Origin of the sequence: Pseudomonas peradeniyensis, assembly GCF_014268935.2 — a bacterium.
Classification (GTDB): domain Bacteria; phylum Pseudomonadota; class Gammaproteobacteria; order Pseudomonadales; family Pseudomonadaceae; genus Aquipseudomonas; species Aquipseudomonas peradeniyensis.
Map to the genome: position 1 here is coordinate 1142092 of NZ_JABWRJ020000003.1, position 17560 is coordinate 1159651.

At 63.7% G+C, this 17560-nt stretch carries 25 protein-coding genes; 13 read left to right on the plus strand and 12 right to left on the minus strand.

Features of this window, described 5'->3' with window-relative positions; translation table 11 throughout:
* Positions 1 to 160: 160 nt before the first annotated feature.
* From HU751_RS20120 to HU751_RS20140, 5 genes are read left to right on the plus strand one after another with little or no spacing between them, the layout of a single operon-like run.
* The gene (locus HU751_RS20120) at positions 161 to 562 is read left to right on the plus strand and encodes a FagA protein (RefSeq protein ID WP_186735137.1); all 402 of its coding nucleotides are present in this window, start codon (positions 161 to 163) and stop codon (positions 560 to 562) included.
* The gene (locus HU751_RS20125) at positions 555 to 1931 is read left to right on the plus strand and encodes a class II fumarate hydratase (protein ID WP_186735135.1); all 1377 of its coding nucleotides are present in this window, start codon (positions 555 to 557) and stop codon (positions 1929 to 1931) included. Before HU751_RS20120 ends, HU751_RS20125 begins: the two co-directional genes overlap by 8 nt.
* Before the next feature lie 25 nt (positions 1932 to 1956).
* On the plus strand, positions 1957 to 2418 hold the full coding sequence (locus HU751_RS20130; protein WP_186735132.1) for a DUF2753 family protein: 462 nt from the start codon (positions 1957 to 1959) through the stop codon (positions 2416 to 2418).
* 1 nt (position 2419) lies between these two features.
* Positions 2420 to 3031 (plus strand): superoxide dismutase, encoded by a 612-nt coding sequence (locus HU751_RS20135; protein WP_186735130.1) that lies wholly within the window; start codon positions 2420 to 2422, stop codon positions 3029 to 3031.
* Between the two features lie 11 nt (positions 3032 to 3042).
* Positions 3043 to 3936: a ZIP family metal transporter gene (locus tag HU751_RS20140; RefSeq protein ID WP_186735149.1), complete on the plus strand. Its 894-nt coding sequence runs from the start codon at positions 3043 to 3045 to the stop codon at positions 3934 to 3936.
* 40 nt (positions 3937 to 3976) lie between these two features.
* Here HU751_RS20140 and HU751_RS20145 read toward each other — a convergent pair whose 3' ends face one another.
* The 12 genes from HU751_RS20145 to HU751_RS20200 all read right to left on the minus strand — a co-directional run bounded on the left by HU751_RS20145 (position 3977) and on the right by HU751_RS20200 (position 11764).
* Positions 3977 to 4297, minus strand: a complete 321-nt coding sequence (locus tag HU751_RS20145) for a helix-turn-helix domain-containing protein (protein ID WP_050704093.1) — start codon at positions 4295 to 4297, stop codon at positions 3977 to 3979.
* Positions 4294 to 4662 carry a type II toxin-antitoxin system RelE/ParE family toxin gene (locus HU751_RS20150; RefSeq protein WP_186735129.1) on the minus strand — a complete coding sequence of 123 codons (369 nt, stop codon included), beginning with the start codon at positions 4660 to 4662 and terminating at the stop codon, positions 4294 to 4296. The genes HU751_RS20145 and HU751_RS20150 overlap by 4 nt, the downstream gene beginning before the upstream one ends.
* A 98-nt stretch (positions 4663 to 4760) precedes the next feature.
* The gene (locus tag HU751_RS20155) at positions 4761 to 5033 is read right to left on the minus strand and encodes an HPr family phosphocarrier protein (protein ID WP_050704095.1); all 273 of its coding nucleotides are present in this window, start codon (positions 5031 to 5033) and stop codon (positions 4761 to 4763) included.
* A gap of 20 nt (positions 5034 to 5053) precedes the next feature.
* The gene (gene rapZ / locus HU751_RS20160; RefSeq protein WP_050704096.1) at positions 5054 to 5908 is read right to left on the minus strand and encodes an RNase adapter RapZ; all 855 of its coding nucleotides are present in this window, start codon (positions 5906 to 5908) and stop codon (positions 5054 to 5056) included.
* Between the two features lie 2 nt (positions 5909 to 5910).
* On the minus strand, positions 5911 to 6375 hold the full coding sequence (ptsN, locus tag HU751_RS20165) for a PTS IIA-like nitrogen regulatory protein PtsN (RefSeq protein ID WP_050704097.1): 465 nt from the start codon (positions 6373 to 6375) through the stop codon (positions 5911 to 5913).
* Between the two features lie 12 nt (positions 6376 to 6387).
* Positions 6388 to 6696 carry a ribosome hibernation-promoting factor, HPF/YfiA family gene (hpf, locus tag HU751_RS20170; protein WP_011532415.1) on the minus strand — a complete coding sequence of 103 codons (309 nt, stop codon included), beginning with the start codon at positions 6694 to 6696 and terminating at the stop codon, positions 6388 to 6390.
* Positions 6697 to 6774: 78 nt separating this feature from the next.
* Positions 6775 to 8274: an RNA polymerase factor sigma-54 gene (locus HU751_RS20175; RefSeq protein WP_050704098.1), complete on the minus strand. Its 1500-nt coding sequence runs from the start codon at positions 8272 to 8274 to the stop codon at positions 6775 to 6777.
* Between the two features lie 172 nt (positions 8275 to 8446).
* Positions 8447 to 9172, minus strand: coding sequence for an LPS export ABC transporter ATP-binding protein (lptB, locus tag HU751_RS20180; RefSeq protein WP_011532417.1), 726 nt, complete (start codon positions 9170 to 9172; stop codon positions 8447 to 8449).
* Entirely contained in the window at positions 9173 to 9697 is a 525-nt protein-coding gene (gene lptA / locus HU751_RS20185) for a lipopolysaccharide transport periplasmic protein LptA (RefSeq protein ID WP_011532418.1), read from the minus strand.
* A complete protein-coding gene (gene lptC, locus HU751_RS20190; RefSeq protein ID WP_186735127.1) occupies positions 9684 to 10256 on the minus strand; it encodes an LPS export ABC transporter periplasmic protein LptC in 573 nt (190 codons plus the stop codon). Before lptC ends, lptA begins: the two co-directional genes overlap by 14 nt.
* An 8-nt stretch (positions 10257 to 10264) precedes the next feature.
* Entirely contained in the window at positions 10265 to 10789 is a 525-nt protein-coding gene (locus HU751_RS20195; protein ID WP_028689659.1) for a KdsC family phosphatase, read from the minus strand.
* Positions 10790 to 11764, minus strand: a complete 975-nt coding sequence (locus HU751_RS20200) for a KpsF/GutQ family sugar-phosphate isomerase (protein WP_050704099.1) — start codon at positions 11762 to 11764, stop codon at positions 10790 to 10792.
* Between the two features lie 244 nt (positions 11765 to 12008).
* Between HU751_RS20200 and HU751_RS20205 the strand changes: the two genes are divergently transcribed.
* The 8 genes from HU751_RS20205 to hisG all read left to right on the plus strand — a co-directional run bounded on the left by HU751_RS20205 (position 12009) and on the right by hisG (position 17435).
* Positions 12009 to 12818 (plus strand): ATP-binding cassette domain-containing protein, encoded by an 810-nt coding sequence (locus tag HU751_RS20205; RefSeq protein ID WP_028689661.1) that lies wholly within the window; start codon positions 12009 to 12011, stop codon positions 12816 to 12818.
* The gene (gene mlaE / locus HU751_RS20210) at positions 12818 to 13612 is read left to right on the plus strand and encodes a lipid asymmetry maintenance ABC transporter permease subunit MlaE (protein ID WP_186735126.1); all 795 of its coding nucleotides are present in this window, start codon (positions 12818 to 12820) and stop codon (positions 13610 to 13612) included. The genes HU751_RS20205 and mlaE overlap by 1 nt, the downstream gene beginning before the upstream one ends.
* Positions 13612 to 14097, plus strand: coding sequence for an outer membrane lipid asymmetry maintenance protein MlaD (gene mlaD, locus HU751_RS20215; RefSeq protein ID WP_186735124.1), 486 nt, complete (start codon positions 13612 to 13614; stop codon positions 14095 to 14097). Before mlaE ends, mlaD begins: the two co-directional genes overlap by 1 nt.
* A 9-nt stretch (positions 14098 to 14106) precedes the next feature.
* Positions 14107 to 14760 (plus strand): MlaC/ttg2D family ABC transporter substrate-binding protein, encoded by a 654-nt coding sequence (locus HU751_RS20220; RefSeq protein WP_186735122.1) that lies wholly within the window; start codon positions 14107 to 14109, stop codon positions 14758 to 14760.
* A complete protein-coding gene (locus HU751_RS20225; protein ID WP_186735120.1) occupies positions 14757 to 15059 on the plus strand; it encodes an STAS domain-containing protein in 303 nt (100 codons plus the stop codon). The genes HU751_RS20220 and HU751_RS20225 overlap by 4 nt, the downstream gene beginning before the upstream one ends.
* A gap of 118 nt (positions 15060 to 15177) precedes the next feature.
* Entirely contained in the window at positions 15178 to 15417 is a 240-nt protein-coding gene (locus HU751_RS20230) for a BolA family protein (protein ID WP_028689666.1), read from the plus strand.
* Positions 15418 to 15440: 23 nt separating this feature from the next.
* The gene (murA, locus tag HU751_RS20235) at positions 15441 to 16706 is read left to right on the plus strand and encodes a UDP-N-acetylglucosamine 1-carboxyvinyltransferase (RefSeq protein WP_186735118.1); all 1266 of its coding nucleotides are present in this window, start codon (positions 15441 to 15443) and stop codon (positions 16704 to 16706) included.
* A 93-nt stretch (positions 16707 to 16799) separates the two neighbouring features.
* Positions 16800 to 17435, plus strand: a complete 636-nt coding sequence (gene hisG, locus HU751_RS20240; RefSeq protein WP_186735116.1) for an ATP phosphoribosyltransferase — start codon at positions 16800 to 16802, stop codon at positions 17433 to 17435.
* Positions 17436 to 17560: the final 125 nt, after the last annotated feature.

The window sequence follows — 17560 nt, forward strand, 5'->3', positions numbered from 1 at the left end:
AATCTTACCTGCAATCGCGAGGCAAGCTCGCTCCCACGCTGCCCTGCTCATGTCTTGTAAAGGACCCGGCCATCGCGCCGGGTTTCTTTTGCCCATCGTCCAGCTTGAACTGATTCTATTTATCACATAATAATGAATATCATTATCCAGTAACCCGGCGATGATGTTCATGAAACCCGTCCTCCACGAACTGCCCTACCTGGAAAACTGGCGCTGGCTCAGCCGGCGCATCCGCTGCGCGCTCGAACCCGACGAGCCGCGCCTGATCGAGCATTACCTGGCCGAAGGCCGCTACCTGGTGTGCTGCACCGAAACCTCGCCCTGGACCGTGGCGCTGACCGCCTTCCGCCTGCTGCTGGATACCGCCAACGATCGCATGCTGCCGTGGCATTGGCGCTGCCTGTGCCTGGACCAGGCCTGGCGGCCCCTGCTCGACCTGCGCAACCTCGACCGCTGCGAACAGAACCAGCGCTGGCAGCCCTACGCGATGCAGCTCGCCAACAGCGTGCTGCTGCCGTCGATTTCTCCCGAAGAACTGATGCAAGGACTTGAAGATGAGTGATACCCGTATCGAGCGTGACAGCATGGGCGAACTGCAGGTGCCGGCCCAGGCCCTGTACGGTGCCCAGACCCAGCGCGCGGTCGACAACTTCCCGGTCAGCGGCAAGCCGATGCCGGCCCAGTTCATCCGTGCCCTGCTGCTGGCCAAGGCGGCGGCGGCCAAGGCCAACGTCGAGCTGTCCCAGCTGAGCGCGGGGCAGGGCGAGGCCATCGTCAAGGCGGTGGAGCAACTGCTGGCCGGGGATTTCATCCAGCACTTCCCGGTGGATGTGTTCCAGACCGGTTCCGGCACCAGCTCGAACATGAACGCCAACGAAGTCATCGCCACCCTGGCCAGCCGCGTGCTGGGCGAGCCGGTCAATGCCAACGACCACGTCAACTGTGGCCAGAGCAGCAACGACATTATCCCGACCACCATCCACGTCAGCGCCGCCCTGGCCCTGCACGAGCAGTTGCTGCCGGCCCTGCGTCACCTCACCCAGGTAATCGAGGCCAAGGCGCTCGAAGTGCACAAGCATGTGAAGACCGGCCGCACCCACCTGATGGATGCCATGCCGGTGCGCATGAGCCAGGTGCTCGGCGGCTGGGCAGCGCAGGTCAAGGGCGCCCAGGCGCATATCGAAGCCACCCTGCCGAGCCTGCAGGCCCTGGCCCAGGGCGGTACCGCCGTGGGTACCGGCATCAACGCCCACCCGCAGTTTGCCGCAGGCTTTGCCCGCCAGCTGAGTGGCCTGACCCAGGTCAAGTTCACCCCCGGCGAGAACCTGTTCGCCCTGATCGGCTCCCAAGACACCGCCGTGGCCCTGTCCGGCCAGCTCAAGACCGCCGCCGTGGCGCTGATGAAGATCGCCAACGACCTGCGCTGGATGAACTCCGGCCCGCTCGCCGGCCTCGGTGAAATCGAGCTGCAGGGCTTGCAGCCGGGCTCATCGATCATGCCGGGCAAGGTCAACCCGGTGATCCCGGAAGCCACCGCCATGGTCGCCGCCCAGGTGATAGGCAACGACGCCACCATCGCCGTGGCCGGGCAGTCGGGCAACTTCGAGCTCAACGTGATGCTGCCGGTGATCGCCCGCAACCTGCTGGAAAGCATCGAGCTGATGGCCAACGTCAGCCGCCTGCTGGCCGACAAGGCCATCGCCAGCTTCAAGGTCAACGAAACCAAGCTCAAGGAGGCGCTGTCGCGCAACCCGATCCTGGTCACCGCGTTGAACCCGATCATCGGCTACCTCAAGGCCGCCGAGATCGCCAAGACCGCCTACAAGCAGGGTCGCCCGATCATCGACGTGGCGCTGGAGCACACCGACCTGTCGCGTGACCAGCTCGAGGCGCTGCTGGATCCGGAAAAACTCACCGCCGGCGGCATCTGAGCCCGGGCCGCCCAGGAGACACGTCATGCAGCACTGGAAACGCACCACGCAAGACGCCAACCGCCTGTTCGAGCAGGGCGAGCTGGTCGATGCCCGGGAACACTACCTGCAAGCCCTGGCCCTGGCCCAGGTGCTGTTCGAGCGCTGGCATGACGTCGACGAGGCGGTGGCCGCACTGGTCATCGCCCATCACAACCTGGCCGACCTGCACCTGCGCCTGAACCAGCCGCAGGAAAGCGCCGACTACCTGTGCGCGGCGCACCAGCGGCTGCTCCAGGCCAGCCAGGATCAGCGCCTGCCCCAGGCCCTGCGCGACGCTGCGTTGCGCCACAGCGGGCGCACCTACACCGAGTTGCTGAGCTTCATCGCCGAATACGGCCAATACCCGCGTACCGAGCGCCTGCTCAACCGGCAGGCCCCGGTGGCCAGCGAGCTGGTCGCACATACGGATATCACTGATCGCACACCTGCCTACGGAATCCACTGACATGCCGCATACCTTGCCTGCGTTGCCCTATGCCTACGATGCGCTGGAACCGCACATCGACACCCAGACCATGGAGATTCACCACAGCAAGCATCACCAGACCTACATCAACAACCTCAACGCCGCCATCGAGGGCACCGAGTGGGCCGAGTGGCCGGTGGAGCAGCTGGTGGGCGCGGTCAAGCAACTGCCCGAGAAGCTGCAGGGCGCGGTGATCAACCAGGGCGGTGGGCATGCCAACCACACCCTGTTCTGGACCGTCATGTCGCCCAAGGGCGGCGGCCAGCCGGCAGGGCAGGTGGCCAAGGCCATCGATGCGCAGCTCGGCGGCTTCGAGGCGTTCAAGGAGGCCTTCACCAAGGCCGCGCTGACCCGTTTCGGCAGCGGCTGGGCCTGGTTGAGCGTGACCCCGCAGAACACGCTGGTAGTTGAGAGCAGCGGCAACCAGGACAGCCCGCTGATGCACGGCAACACGCCGATCCTCGGCCTGGACGTGTGGGAGCACGCCTACTACCTGAAGTACCAGAACCGTCGTCCGGAATACATTGGCGCCTTCTACAACGTGGTCGACTGGGCCGAAGTGGAACGTCGCTACCTTGAAGCCCTGAAGTGAGCCTGACCGGTATGCGTGCCGAGGTGATGTCTGTCAGCAGTGTGCGCCTGTTCCGCCTGGCGCTTGGGACCATGCTGTTGCTGGTTGGCACCGCGTTGCTGGTGGCACGCGGCATCGCCTGGCTGGACCTGGAGCCGCGCATGTTGCGTGCCCTTGAGGGCGGCGCGTTGTGCGCACTGGGGACGGCCTTGGGCGCGGTACCGGTGCTGGTGATTCGCAACATGCCGGTGGCCGTGGCCGACACCTTGCTCGGCTTCGGCGCCGGCGTGATGCTGGCGGCCACCGCGTTCTCGCTGATCATGCCCGGGCTGGATGCGGCCCAATCCATCGGTTTCAGCCCATGGGGCGCCGGCGGCCTGATCAGCAGCGGCCTGCTGTTCGGCGCGCTGTGCCTGTTCCTGGTCGATCTCAAGGTCTCCGGCGCCTCGCCGGAGGCCCTGGTCGGCAGTGATCATCAGCCAGTGATCGCGGCGCGGATCTGGTTGTTCGTCATCGCCATCATTGCCCACAACATCCCCGAAGGCATGGCCATCGGCGTGTCCGCCGGTGGCGGCATGCCCGATGCCGACAGCCTGGCCATGGGCATCGCGCTGCAGGATGTACCGGAGGGCCTGGTGATCGCGCTGGTGCTGGCCGGGGCCGGCATGCCGCGGTTCAAGGCGTTCCTGATCGGCGCGGCATCCGGACTGGTCGAGCCGCTGGCCGCGGTGATCTGCGCCTGGCTGGTGAACATCGCCGAACTGCTGTTGCCGCTGGGCCTGGCCTGTGCGGCGGGGGCGATGCTGCTGGTGGTGACCCAGGAGATCATTCCCGAATCGCGCAGCAACGGGCATCACCGCCTGGCGAGCCTGGGGCTGTGTGTCGGGTTCTGCCTGATGATGGTGATGGACACGGCGCTGTCGTGAGAGGAGTAGCGGATGGAGTCAGCTTCTCGTTGGGCGTTGCTCAGGCGAAGATGACTTCCACCCGCCCTTGAGGCCGTGAGCGCGGTGCGGCCTTGACCACGATCTGCACGTCTCGGCCAAGGCGTGCCAGGCAGTCGATCATCTTGCTTTCGCTGATGCCACGGAATTTTCCGCGAATCATTTCCGAGACTTTTGGCTGAGGCAGGCCAAGGATTTGCGCGGCTTGCATCTGGGTCAGATGACGGGCCTTGATGATGCTGCAGATCTTGCTCGCCAGGCGTGCCTTGACCAGCATCTCGTCTGCATCCGGGTAGTTGAGGTCTGCGTAGACATTGCCGCTGCCCTGTTCGATTTCGCTCATGTCTGGATTCCTTCTGAGTGGGCCTGTGCAAGCTTCAATCGCTTGCGCACCAGGGCGATGTCTGTTTCGGGCGTCCTGATGCCCGCTTTGGACTTCTTCTGGAAGCAATGCAAGACATACACCGCAGTGCCAAGGCGTACGGTATAGACCGCGCGATAGGTGTTGCCGTCATGGTCCTCCACGACCTCAAGCACGCCAGCGCCTGAAAACCCTCTGAGGACTTTAGCCTGTAGGTGCCTGCTTCCCGTCTGAGCCAGGTGCAGAGCAAAGCCGACGGTTTGCTGGACGTCCTCGGGGAGGCACAGCAGATCCTTTTTGCTGCTTGCGACCCAGTAAAGTGGCTTGGGTTGCCTGTCCGATTCCATGAAATCACCTGCTGAATTTATACCTATATAGGTATAAATTCAATCTGGTAAAGCTGCATCCGGACAATTGGAAGAGGATGTTGCAGGAGGAGAAAGCGTTACTCGCCTTCGTCGAAGAAGTTGTTGATCAGCTCGACCAGCGCATCCATGGCTTCAGCGTCCTGCTCGCCCTCGGTGTGCAGGTGCACTGGCGTGCCCTTGCCTGCGGCGAGCATCATCACCGCCATGATGCTCTTGCCGTCCACCAGCTTGTCCGGCGCGCGGCCGACCCGCACCTGGCAGGGGAAGCGACCGGCCACGCCGACGAACTTGGCGGCCGCCCGCGCATGCAGGCCCAGCTTGTTGATGATGGTGATTTCGCGGGCGGGCATCGTGGGGCGGATCCTGTGGGCTAGAGGTCGCGGTGGCGGACCTGGACGTTTTTCAGGGATTGCTGGAGCAGTTGGCCAAGCCGTTCGGTGATGTACACCGAGCGGTGGTGGCCGCCGGTACAGCCGATGGCGATGGTGACATAGGCGCGGTTGCTGGCGGCGAAGCGCGGCAGCCATTTGAGCAGGTAGCCGGAGATGTCCTGGAACATTTCCTCGACGTCCGGCTGGGCGGCCAGGTAGTCGATTACGGGCTGTTCGAGGCCAGAATGCTCGCGAAGTTCCGGCTTCCAGTAAGGATTGGGCAGGCAGCGCACGTCGAACACCACATCGGCGTCCACCGGCATGCCGCGCTTGAAGCCGAACGACTCGACCAGGAACGCGGTGCCTGGCTCGGGCTGGTTGAGCAGGCGCAGCTTGATCGAATCGCGTAGCTGGTAGAGGTTCAGGCTGGTGGTGTCGATCTTCAGGTCGGCGAGGTCGGCAATCGGCCCGAGCAGCTCGCTTTCCACGCGGATCGCCTCGGCCAGCGAGCGACTGTCGTTGGTCAGCGGGTGGCGGCGGCGGGTTTCCGAGAAGCGCTTGAGCAGGGTGTCTTCGTCGGCGTCCAGGTACAGCACGTCGCACTGGATATGCCGTGAGCGTGCTTCTTCCAGCAGTTCGGGGAAGCGCGACAGGTGGCTGGGCAGGTTGCGCGCATCGATGGACACCGCCACCTTCGGTTGCAGCAGCTCGGTGTTGATCAGCGCATTTTCAGCCAGCTGCGGCAACAACCCGGCGGGCAGGTTGTCGATGCAGTAGTAGCCGTTGTCTTCCAGCACGTCGAGGGCGGTACTCTTACCGGAGCCGGAGCGGCCGCTGACGATGATCAGGCGCATGTTCAGTGCTCGTTCTGTACGTCCAGGACGACCTGGTAAAGGGTCTCGCTGCTGTCGGCGGCACGCAGGCGATCGCGGACCTCCTTGCGATCGAGCATGCTGGCGATCTGGCGCAGCAGTTCAAGGTGGGCATCGGTGGCGGCTTCCGGGACCAGCAGGACGAACAGCAGGTCGACCGGGGCGCCATCGATGGCATCGTAATCGATGGGGGCATCCAGGTGCAGCAGGGCGCTCACTGGCGCGGTGCAGCCCACAAGCCGGCAGTGGGGAATGGCGATGCCATTGCCAAAACCGGTGGAGCCCAGTTTTTCCCGAGCGATGAGCTTGTCGAAGACGTCTTGCATCTCCAGCTCGGGTACTTGCTCGGCGATCAGGGTGGCGACCTTTTCCAGGGCGCGCTTCTTGCTGCCGCCCGGCACGTTCACGAGGGAACGGCCGGGGGTCAGAATGGTTTCAAGTCGGATCATGGATGAGGGGGATCAGCGGGCGGCTGCGCCTTGCAGCAGGCTTTGCTGTTTTTCCTTGTGTTTTTTCAGTTGGCGATCGAGTTTGTCGGCCAGGGCGTCGATCGCCGCGTACATGTCTTGATGTTCGGCGTTGGCGACGACTTCGCCACCGGGAATCTGGAGTGTGGCTTCCACCTTCTGCTGCAGCTTCTCGACCTTCATGATCACCGTCGCATTGGTGATCTTGTCGAAATGACCCTCCACGCGAGCGAGCTTCTCGAGCACGTAATCGCGCAGTGGTTGGGTGACTTCTACATGCTGTCCACTGATGTTGACTTGCATACAGCTTCTCCTTTGTTGCCCGTGCATAAAGAGGCAGGTATTGCACCTGCCACTGAAACGCTGTGGCACATCCCGGGGCTACATCAGTCGCTTGCGCTCGCTCGACGGGGCGATGCCCAACGATTCGCGGTACTTGGCGACGGTGCGACGGGCTACCTGGATGCCTTGTGCCTCCAGTAAACCAGCGATCTTGCTGTCACTCAATGGCTTTTTCTGATTTTCCGCCGCCACCAGTTTCTTGATGATCGCGCGGATCGCCGTGGACGAGCATTCGCCGCCTTCAGCGGTGCTCACGTGGCTGGAGAAAAAGTATTTCAGTTCGTAGATGCCGCGTGGGGTGTGCATGTATTTCTGCGTGGTCACCCGCGAGATGGTCGACTCGTGCATGCCCACCGCCTCGGCGATATCGTGCAGTACCAGCGGCTTCATGGCCTCGTCGCCATGGTCGAGGAAGCCGCGCTGGTGCTCGACGATCTGCGTCGCCACCTTCATCAGCGTTTCGTTGCGGCTCTGCAGGCTCTTGATGAACCAGCGCGCTTCCTGCAGCTGGTTGCGCATGAAGGTGTTGTCGGCGCTGGTGTCGGCGCGGCGGACGAAGCCGGCGTACTGCGGGTTGACCCGCAGGCGCGGTACCGCTTCCTGGTTGAGCTCGACCAGCCAGCGCTCGCTGTCCTTGCGCACGATGACGTCGGGCACGACGTACTCGGGCTCGCTGGACTCGATCTGCGAGCCGGGGCGCGGGTTGAGGGTCTGCACCAGTTCGATGACCTGGCGCAGCTCGTCTTCCTTGAGCTTCATGCGGCGCATCAGCTGGCTGTAGTCGCGGCTGCCGAGCAGATCGATGAAGTCGGTGACCAGGCGCTGGGCCTCGCTCATCCACGGCGTCGACGCCGGCAGCTGACGCAGTTGCAACAGCAGGCATTCACCGAGGGAGCGGGCGCCGATGCCGGCGGGTTCGAACTGTTGGATGCGGTGCAGCACCGCCTCGACCTCGTCCAGCTCGATGTCGAGCTCCGGATCGAAGCCTGCGCAGATCTCCTCGAGGGTGTCTTCCAGGTAGCCCTGGCCGTTGATGCTGTCGATCAGGGTGACGGCGATCAGGCGGTCGGTATCGGACATCGGCGCCAGGTTGAGCTGCCACAGCAGGTGGCTCTGCAGGCTCTCGCCGACCGAGGTGCGGGTGGTGAAGTCCCACTCGTCGTCATCGTTGCTCGGCAGGCTGCTGGCGCTGGTCTGGTAGATGTCTTCCCAGGCGGTGTCGACCGGCAGTTCGTTGGGGATGCGCTCGGCCCATTCGCCGTCTTCGAGGTTTTCCGCGGTGCTGCTGGTACTGGTTTCCTGGAAACTGTTGTCCTGGACTTCGGCGGCCGGCTTGTTCTCGGCGTTGTCCGCCATCGGGTCGCTGTTGTCGAAGTCCTCGCCGTCTTCCTGACGTTCGAGCATCGGATTGGACTCCAGCGCTTCCTGGATTTCCTGCTGGAGGTCCAGGGTGGAGAGCTGAAGCAGACGGATGGCCTGTTGCAACTGCGGGGTCATCGTCAGTTGCTGGCCCATTTTTAGGACGAGCGATGGTTTCATGGCTGGGGCTTGATACCTTGTTGCCGGCGCGCATGCGCCATCCACTACACGGAGGGCGCCTGGGCGCCGATTTTAAGCAAGTTGTATGCCTGAAATTGCAGCGTTTGCCTAGAGCACTGTAACAACTTAAGCCTCGAACAGGCGCTTGCGCCAGTGCTCCGGGCAGGCCGGGTCAGAGTCGGAACTCGTGCCCCAGGTACACTTCCTTGACCAGCTGGTTGGCCAGGATGGTCTCGGCGTCGCCTTCGGCGATCAGCTGGCCATCGTTGACGATGTAGGCGGTCTCGCAGATATCCAGGGTCTCGCGAACGTTGTGGTCGGTGATCAGTACGCCGATGCCCTTGTTCTTGAGGTGGTGGATGATCTGCTTGATGTCGCCGACGGAGATCGGGTCGACACCGGCAAAGGGTTCGTCCAGCAGGATGAACTTGGGCGCGGTGGCCAGGGCGCGGGCGATCTCGACGCGGCGGCGTTCGCCGCCGGAGAGGCTCATGCCGAGGTTGTCGCGGATGTGGCTGATGTGGAACTCCTGCAGCAGGCTTTCCAGTTCCTTGCGCCGGCCGTCGCGGTCGAGGTCCTTGCGGGTCTCGAGGATGGCCATGATGTTGTCGGCCACCGACAGCTTGCGGAAGATCGAGGCTTCCTGCGGCAGGTAGCCGATGCCGGCCTGGGCGCGCCCGTGCATGGGCTGGTGGCTGACGTCGAGGCTGTCGATCAGCACGCGACCCTGGTCGGCCTGGACCAGGCCGACGATCATGTAGAAGCAGGTGGTCTTGCCGGCGCCGTTGGGGCCGAGCAGGCCGACGATCTGGCCGCTGTCGATGGACAGGCTGACGTCGCGAACGACCTGCCTGCCCTTGTAGCTCTTGGCCAGGTGCTGGGCTTTGAGGGTTGCCATTTACTCGGCCTTTTTCTTCGGTTGAATGACCATGTCGATGCGCTGACGTGGTGCAGTCACGTTGCCACCGCGACCGGCGGTAGCCACCTGGGTCTTGGTGTTGTAGACGATCTTCTCGCCTTCGGTGGTGTTGCCTTCGTTCTCGACCTTGGCACGATCGGTGAGGATCACCATGTCTTTCTGCGCCTGGTACTGGATGGTCACGGCCCAGCCTTTCATCTTGTCGGGCTTGGCGGCGCTCTGCTGCTGCTCGAAGTAGGCCAGGTTGCCCACCGAGGTGACCACGTCGATGTCGCCGGAGGCGGCGCGGGTCATGGTCACGGTGTTGCCTTTGATCATCATCGAACCCTGGGTGATGATCACGTCGCCGGTATAGGTGGCAACGCCCTGCTTGTCGTCCAGGTGGGCGTTGTCCGCCTGGATGCGGATCGGCTGGTCACGGTCGTTCGGCAGGGCGAAGGCGCTCGCGCTTCCCAGTGCTACGCCCAGGCTGAGCAGAAGGGGGATGGTTTTAACGAGCCTCATACTGTCCTCTTACGTTAGAGAGCAGGTCCATCCTGCCTTCTTTCAAATACGCTTTCATTCCTTTGCCCGTAGTCGTGCCACCGGCGCCGTCGATTCTAACGGCTTGCTCGGTCTGCGCATATTGCTTCTGCGGGAACACGGTCATGCGTGTGCTGGTGATGATGGTTTCACGTTGCTTCTCGTCGGTGCGCGCCACGCGCACATCGTCGATCAGCTCGACCTCGGTGCCGTCCGGGTTGACCTCGGCGCGCTTGCTCTGCACGTGCCACGGATACTCGGTGCCGCGGTACATGTGCAGGTCGGGCGTGGTCACCAGGGTGACCTCGCTGGCCTTCAGGTGCTCGACCTTGGCGGCGGTCATCTCGTACTGCAGCTTGCCGTCGGGCAGGAACTGCACGCTGTGGGCGTTGATCGCGTAGTAGTCGATGGCGCTCTGGTCGACCTGGGCCTGCGGCTGGTCGAGGAAGCTCTCCGGGCTGATGTTCCAATAGCCTACCGCAACCAGCACGGCGGCGATCCCGCCTAGCAGCGCGACATTTCTGATCTTCTTGCTGAGCATGGGCAGCCTTACAGGTAATGGGCGTTGGCAGCGTCCAGGGTGCCCTGGGCCTGCATGATCAGTTCGCAGAACTCGCGGGCGGCGCCTTCGCCGCCGCGAGCCTGGGTGACGCCGTGGGCGTGCTGGCGAACGAATGCCGCGGCGTTGTGCACCGCCATGCCCAGGCCGACGCGGCGGATCACCGGCAGGTCGGGCAGGTCGTCGCCGAGGTAGGCGACTTGTTCATAGCTTAGATTGAGTTCGGCGAGCAGGCCGTCCAGCACCACCAGTTTGTCCTCGCGGCCCTGGAACAGGTGCGGGATGCCGAGGTTCTTCGCCCGGCGCTCGACCACCGGGGTCTTGCGCCCGCTGATGATCGCGGTGGTCACGCCCGCGGCCATGAGCATCTTGATGCCGTGGCCATCGAGGGTGTTGAAGGTCTTGAACTCGCTGCCGTCCTCGAGGAAGTACAGGCGGCCGTCGGTGAGCACGCCATCGACGTCAAACACCGCCAGCTTGATGGCCTTGGCGCGTTGCATCAGGTCCTGGTTCATTTACATCACTCCGGCGCGCAGCAGGTCGTGCATGTTCAGGGCGCCGGTCGGGCGGTCGTCCTGATCGACGACCACCAGCGCGCTGATCTTGTGGTCTTCCATGATCTTCAGTGCCTCGGCGGCGAGCATCTCGGCGCGGGCGGTCTTGCCGTGGACGGTCATGACCTCGTCGATGAGGGTCTTGTGCACGTCGATGTTGCGGTCCAGGCTGCGGCGCAGGTCACCGTCGGTGAACACGCCGGCGAGCTTGCCGTCGTCACCCAGGACCACGGTCATGCCCAGACCTTTGCGAGACATTTCAAGCAGCGCGTCCTTGAGCAGGGTGCCGCGTTTGACCTGGGGCAGTTCCTCGCCGGCATGCATGACGTTCTCGACCTTCAGCAGCAGGCGACGACCCAGCGCGCCACCGGGGTGGGAGAAGGCGAAATCCTCGGCGGTGAAGCCGCGGGCCTCGAGCAGGGCGATAGCCAGGGCATCGCCCAGCGCCAGCGCGGCAGTGGTGGAGGAGGTCGGCGCCAGGTTGAGCGGGCAGGCTTCCTGGGCGACGCTGGCGTCGAGGTTGACCTCGGCGGCCTGGGCCAGGGGCGAGCCCGGATTGCCGGTCAGGCTGATCATCTGGATGCCCAGGCGCTTGATCAGCGGCAGCAGGGTGACGATCTCGGCGGTGCTGCCGGAGTTGGACAGGGCAAGAATGACATCGTCCCGGGTGATCATGCCCATGTCGCCGTGGCTGGCCTCGGCCGGGTGCACGAAGAACGCCGGGGTGCCGGTGCTGGCCAAGGTGGCGGCGATCTTGTTGCCGATGTGTCCCGACTTGCCCATGCCCACCACCACGACCCGTCCCTTGCTGGCCAGGATCAGTTCGCAGGCCTTGACGAAGTCACCGTCGATGCGGGCCAGCAGGGCCTCCACGGCCTCGAGTTCGAGGCGCAGGGTGCGCTGGGCGGATTGGATCAGCTCGCTGGATTGGGTCATGTCGAAACGCAATGCCTGATGAAAAGGCGGCGATTATAGCCGCAATGTGTGAAAGGCTCATCCTTCGAATGTCATATGGATGCCGCGCCAGCCTGTCTGTGCCCTGAACGAGTGGGGGGACGCCCTTGGGGCGGGCCTATCAGCGGTGCTATAGTTCGCCGCTATTCGGCCCGCCAGGGACCTGTGTGCCTTCAAGATGAGGGCAGGCGTCCACATGACGAGGCTGCACTAGCAAGGAGTCTAGATGAGTGTGGATAGCGCCTACGCGGTCGAGTTGAAGGGCGTCACCTTCAAGCGCGGTTCGCGCAGCATTTTCAGCAATGTGGACATACGCATTCCCCGCGGCAAGGTCACCGGCATCATGGGGCCTTCGGGGTGCGGCAAGACCACCTTGCTGCGCCTGATGGGCGCGCAGTTGCGCCCGTCTGGTGGCGAGGTCTGGGTCAACGGGCAGAACCTGCCCGCGCTGTCGCGCAGCGACCTGTTCGATGCGCGCAAGCAGATGGGCGTGCTGTTCCAGAGCGGCGCGCTGTTCACCGACCTGGATGTGTTCGAGAACGTGGCCTTCCCGCTGCGGGTGCATACGCAGCTGTCGGACGAGATGATCCGTGACATCGTGCTGATGAAGCTGCAGGCCGTGGGCCTGCGCGGCGCCATCGACCTGATGCCCGACGAGCTGTCTGGCGGCATGAAGCGCCGCGTGGCATTGGCCCGGGCGATCGCCCTCGATCCGCAGATACTCATGTACGACGAACCGTTCGTCGGCCAGGACCCGATCGCCATGGGCGTGCTGGTGCGCCTGATCCGCCTGCTCAACGATGCCCTGGGCATCACCAGCATCGTGGTTTCCCACGATCTCGCGGAAACCGCGAGCATCGCCGACTACATCTATGTGGTCGGCGACGGCCAGGTGCTGGGGCAGGGCACGCCGGACGAACTGATGGGCTCGGATAATCCGCGCATCCGCCAGTTCATGAAAGGCGACCCGGACGGCCCGGTACCCTTCCACTTCCCTGCGCCTGACTACCGCGCCGATCTGCTGGGGACGCGTTGATGCGCAGAAAATCCTTACTCGAACGTATCCGTCTGTTCGGCCGTTCGGCCATCGATGTGCTGGCCGTGCTGGGACGCTCGTGCCTGTTCCTCGGCCATTCGCTGGGCGGGCGCAGCGGCATCGGTGGCTTCCAGCTGCTGATCCGGCAACTGTATTCGGTGGGCGTGCTGTCGCTGGCGATCATCGTCGTGTCCGGCGTGTTCATCGGCATGGTGCTGGCCCTGCAGGGCTACAGCATCCTCGCCAGGTACGGCTCGGAGCAGGCCGTGGGGCAGATGGTTGCCCTGACCCTGCTGCGCGAGCTGGGGCCGGTGGTCACCGGCTTGCTGTTCGCCGGCCGCGCGGGCTCCGCGCTGACCGCCGAGATCGGCAACATGAAGTCCACCGAGCAGTTGTCGAGCCTGGAGATGATCGGCGTCGACCCGCTCAAGTACATCGTCGCCCCTAGGCTGTGGGCCGGTTTCATCTCGCTGCCGCTGCTGGCGCTGATCTTCAGCGTGGTCGGCATCTGGGGCGGTTCGTGGGTCGCCGTGGACTGGCTGGGTGTCTATGAAGGTTCGTTCTGGGCCAACATGCAGAACAGCGTTTCGTTCAGCGACGACGTGATCAACGGGCTGATCAAGAGCCTGGTGTTCGCCTTCGTCGTCACCTGGATCGCCGTATTCCAGGGGTACGACTGTGAGCCCACTTCAGAAGGGATCAGCCGTGCCACCACCAAGACCGTGGTCTATGCCTCGTTGGCAGTCCTGGGTCTGGACTTTATTCTGACCGCCTTGATGTTTGGAGATTTCTGATGCAAAACCGCACCCTGGAAATCGGTGTCGGCCTGTTCCTCCTGGCCGGGATCCTGGCGCTGCTGCTGCTGGCCCTGCGTGTCAGCGGGCTGTCGGCCAGCCCGAGCAGCGACACGTACAAAGTTTATGCGTACTTCGACAATATCGCCGGTTTGACGGTCAGAGCTAAAGTGACCATGGCCGGTGTGACCATCGGCAAGGTCACGGCCATCGATCTGGACCGCGATTCCTACACCGGTCGGGTCACGCTGCAGCTGGACAAGCATGTCGACAACCTGCCGACCGACTCCACTGCCTCGATCCTGACCGCCGGCCTGCTGGGCGAGAAGTACATTGGTATCAGCGTGGGCGGCGAGGAAGCGGTACTCAAGGATGGCAGCACCATCCACGACACCCAGTCGGCGCTGGTGCTGGAAGACCTGATCGGCAAGTTCCTGCTCAACACGGTGGGCAAGGAACCGAAAGAAGCACAACCGGCTAATTAAGGAGTTTCCATGATTTCGATCCTGCGACGTGGCCTGCTGGTTCTGCTGGCGGCCTTCCCCTTGCTGGCCCTGGCGGCGCCGGGGCAATCCGCCCGTGATGTGATCCAGGGCACCACCACGCAGCTGCTCAGCGACCTGAAGGCCAACAAGGAGCAGTACAAGGCCAACCCCGAGGCGTTCTACAACGCGCTCAACAGCAACCTCGGCCCGGTGGTTGATGCCGACGGCATTTCCAAGAGCATCATGACCGTCAAGTACTCGCGCAAGGCGACGCCTGAGCAGATGCAGCGCTTCCAGGAGAACTTCAAGCGCAGCCTGATGCAGTTCTACGGCAACGCCCTGCTGGAGTACAACAACCAGGGCATCACCGTAGACCCGGCCAAGGCCGAAGATGGCGACCGCACCAGTGTCGGCATGAAGATCACCGGCACCAACGGCGCGGTCTATCCGGTGCAGTACACCATGCAGAAGCTCGATGGCGAGTGGAAGGTGCGCAACGTCATCGTCAACGGCATCAACATCGGCAAGCTGTTCCGCGACCAGTTCCAGGACGCCATGCAGCGCAACGGCAACAACCTGGACAAGACCATCGACGGCTGGGCCGGCGAAGTGGCCAAGGCCAAGGAAACGGCGGACAGCTCGCCGGATAAGGAAGTCAAATGAGCGACGCCGCCGTGAGCATGGCCGAGCCGGGCGTTCTCGCCCTGGCCGGCGTGCTGGACTACCGCAGCGGCCCGGCCCTGAGAACGCAGGGCAAGGCGCTGGTCGAGGCGTGCCGCGAACCGCGCCTGGTGCTCGATTGCTCCGCGGTGGTGAAGTCGAGCAGTGTCGGCCTGTCGTTGTTGCTGGGCTTCATGCGCGATGCCCAGGCGGCCGGCAAGACCTGGGAACTGCGCGGTATTCCCGAAGATATGCGGGAAATCGCCGGGGTCTATGACCTTGATGAAGTCCTGGCAGGCTGATGCCCTGCCGTTCGGGAAAGGCCCCTCGGTCAGCGCGCCCTCTCATGGGCTTCGCAGGCGAGGGGCTTTTTTGTATGATGGCCGACCCGCGCGCGTTGGGCGCCGATCGAGGTTGAGCATGCAGGCCGTAGAAGTCAAAAGCTTTCTGGAAGAGAAATTGCCGGGAACCCGGGTCGAAGTTGAAGGCGAAGGCTGCAACTTCCAGTTGAACGTGATCAGCGACGAGCTGGCCGGCCAGAGCCCGGTCAAGCGTCAGCAGGCGATCTATGCTCACCTCAATCCGTGGATCGCCAACGGCAGCATTCACGCGGTAACCATGAAATTCTTCAGCAGCGCAGCCTGGGCTGAGCGCACCTGAGCCAACTTGGCGGCGAGATACGTATGGACAAACTGATTATTACTGGCGGCGCGCGCCTCGACGGCGAGATCCGCATTTCCGGCGCGAAGAACTCGGCGCTGCCGATTCTCTCGGCCACCCTGCTGTGCGATGGTCCGGTCACGGTCGGCAACCTGCCGCACCTGCACGACATCACCACCATGATCGAGCTGTTCGGCCGCATGGGCATCGAGCCTGTGATCGACGAGAAGCTCTCGGTGGAAATCGATCCGCGCACCATCAAGACCCTGGTCGCTCCCTACGAGCTGGTCAAGACCATGCGCGCCTCGATCCTGGTGCTTGGCCCGATGGTGGCCCGCTTCGGTGAGGCCGAAGTCGCCCTGCCGGGCGGTTGCGCCATCGGTTCGCGTCCGGTCGACCTGCACATCCGCGGCCTGGAGGCCATGGGTGCGAAAATCGACGTCGAAGGCGGCTACATCAAGGCCAAGGCGCCCGAGGGCGGCCTGCGCGGCGCGCACTTCTTCTTCGACACCGTCAGCGTGACCGGCACCGAGAACATCATGATGGCCGCCGCCCTGGCCAAGGGCCGCAGCGTGCTGCAGAACGCCGCCCGTGAGCCGGAGGTGGTCGACCTGGCCAACTTCCTGATCGCCATGGGCGCGAAGATCCAGGGCGCCGGCACCGACACCATCACCATCGATGGCGTCGAGCGTCTGCAGCCGACCACCTATCGCGTCATGCCTGACCGCATCGAGACCGGCACCTACCTGGTCGCCGCTGCCGTGACCGGTGGCCGCGTCAAGGTCAAGGACACCGATCCGACCATCCTCGAAGCCGTCCTCGAGAAACTCAAGGAAGCCGGCGCCGACATCACCACCGGTGACGACTGGATCGAGCTGGACATGCACGGCAAGCGTCCGAAGGCCGTGAACCTGCGTACCGCCCCGTACCCGGCGTTCCCGACCGACATGCAGGCGCAGTTCATCTCGCTCAACGCCATTGCCGAAGGCACTGGCGCGGTGATCGAGACCATCTTCGAAAACCGCTTCATGCACGTCTACGAGATGCACCGCATGGGCGCGCAGATCCAGGTCGAGGGCAACACCGCCATCGTCACTGGCGTCAAGGCGCTCAAAGGTGCTCCGGTAATGGCCACCGACCTGCGCGCTTCCGCCAGCCTGGTGCTGTCGGCGCTGGTCGCCGAAGGCGACACCCTGATCGACCGCATCTACCACATCGACCGTGGCTACGAGTGCATCGAGGAAAAACTGCAGATGCTGGGCGCGAAGATCCGTCGCGTACCGGGCTAGCAGTCATCACGGCGCAGGGACGCGCCAGCCGAATCGTATGCGGTCGGGCTCACGGGCCCGGCCGGCAGTAGACGCTTAAGGACCGACGTTCCAATGTTGACCATCGCGCTATCCAAAGGCCGTATTCTCGACGATACCCTGCCACTGCTGGCCGAAGCCGGTATCGTGCCGACCGAGAATCCGGACAAGAGCCGCAAGCTGATCATCCCGACCACCCAGGATGATGTCCGCCTGCTCATCGTGCGTGCCACCGACGTGCCGACCTATGTCGAGCATGGCGCCGCCGACCTTGGTGTGGCCGGCAAGGACGTGCTGATGGAATACGGCGGCCAGGGCCTGTACGAGCCCCTGGACCTGCAGATCGCCCAATGCAAGCTGATGACCGCTGGCGTAACCGGCGCGGCCGAGCCCAAGGGTCGCCTGCGCGTGGCCACCAAGTTCGTCAACGTAGCCAAGCGCTACTACGCCGAGCAGGGCCGCCAGGTCGACATCATCAAGCTGTATGGCTCCATGGAGCTGGCGCCGCTGATCAATCTCGCCGACAAGATCATCGACGTGGTCGACACCGGCAACACCCTGCGCGCCAACGGTCTTGAACCCCAGGAACTGATCGCCACGATCAGCTCGCGCCTGGTGGTCAACAAGGCCTCCATGAAAATGCAGCACGCCCGTATCCAGAGCCTGATCGACACCCTGCGCAACGCCGTCGAATCGCGACACCGCGGCTGACCTCTGCGCGCGGCCTCCGCTGTCGCGCCCGTCTATCCGCGTCATAGCCAATTTTCTCAGGTGCCCGCGCGGATGGAGTGGTAGCTTTAGGGCGCCTGAACATCCGCTAATAACGAGGCCCTCGC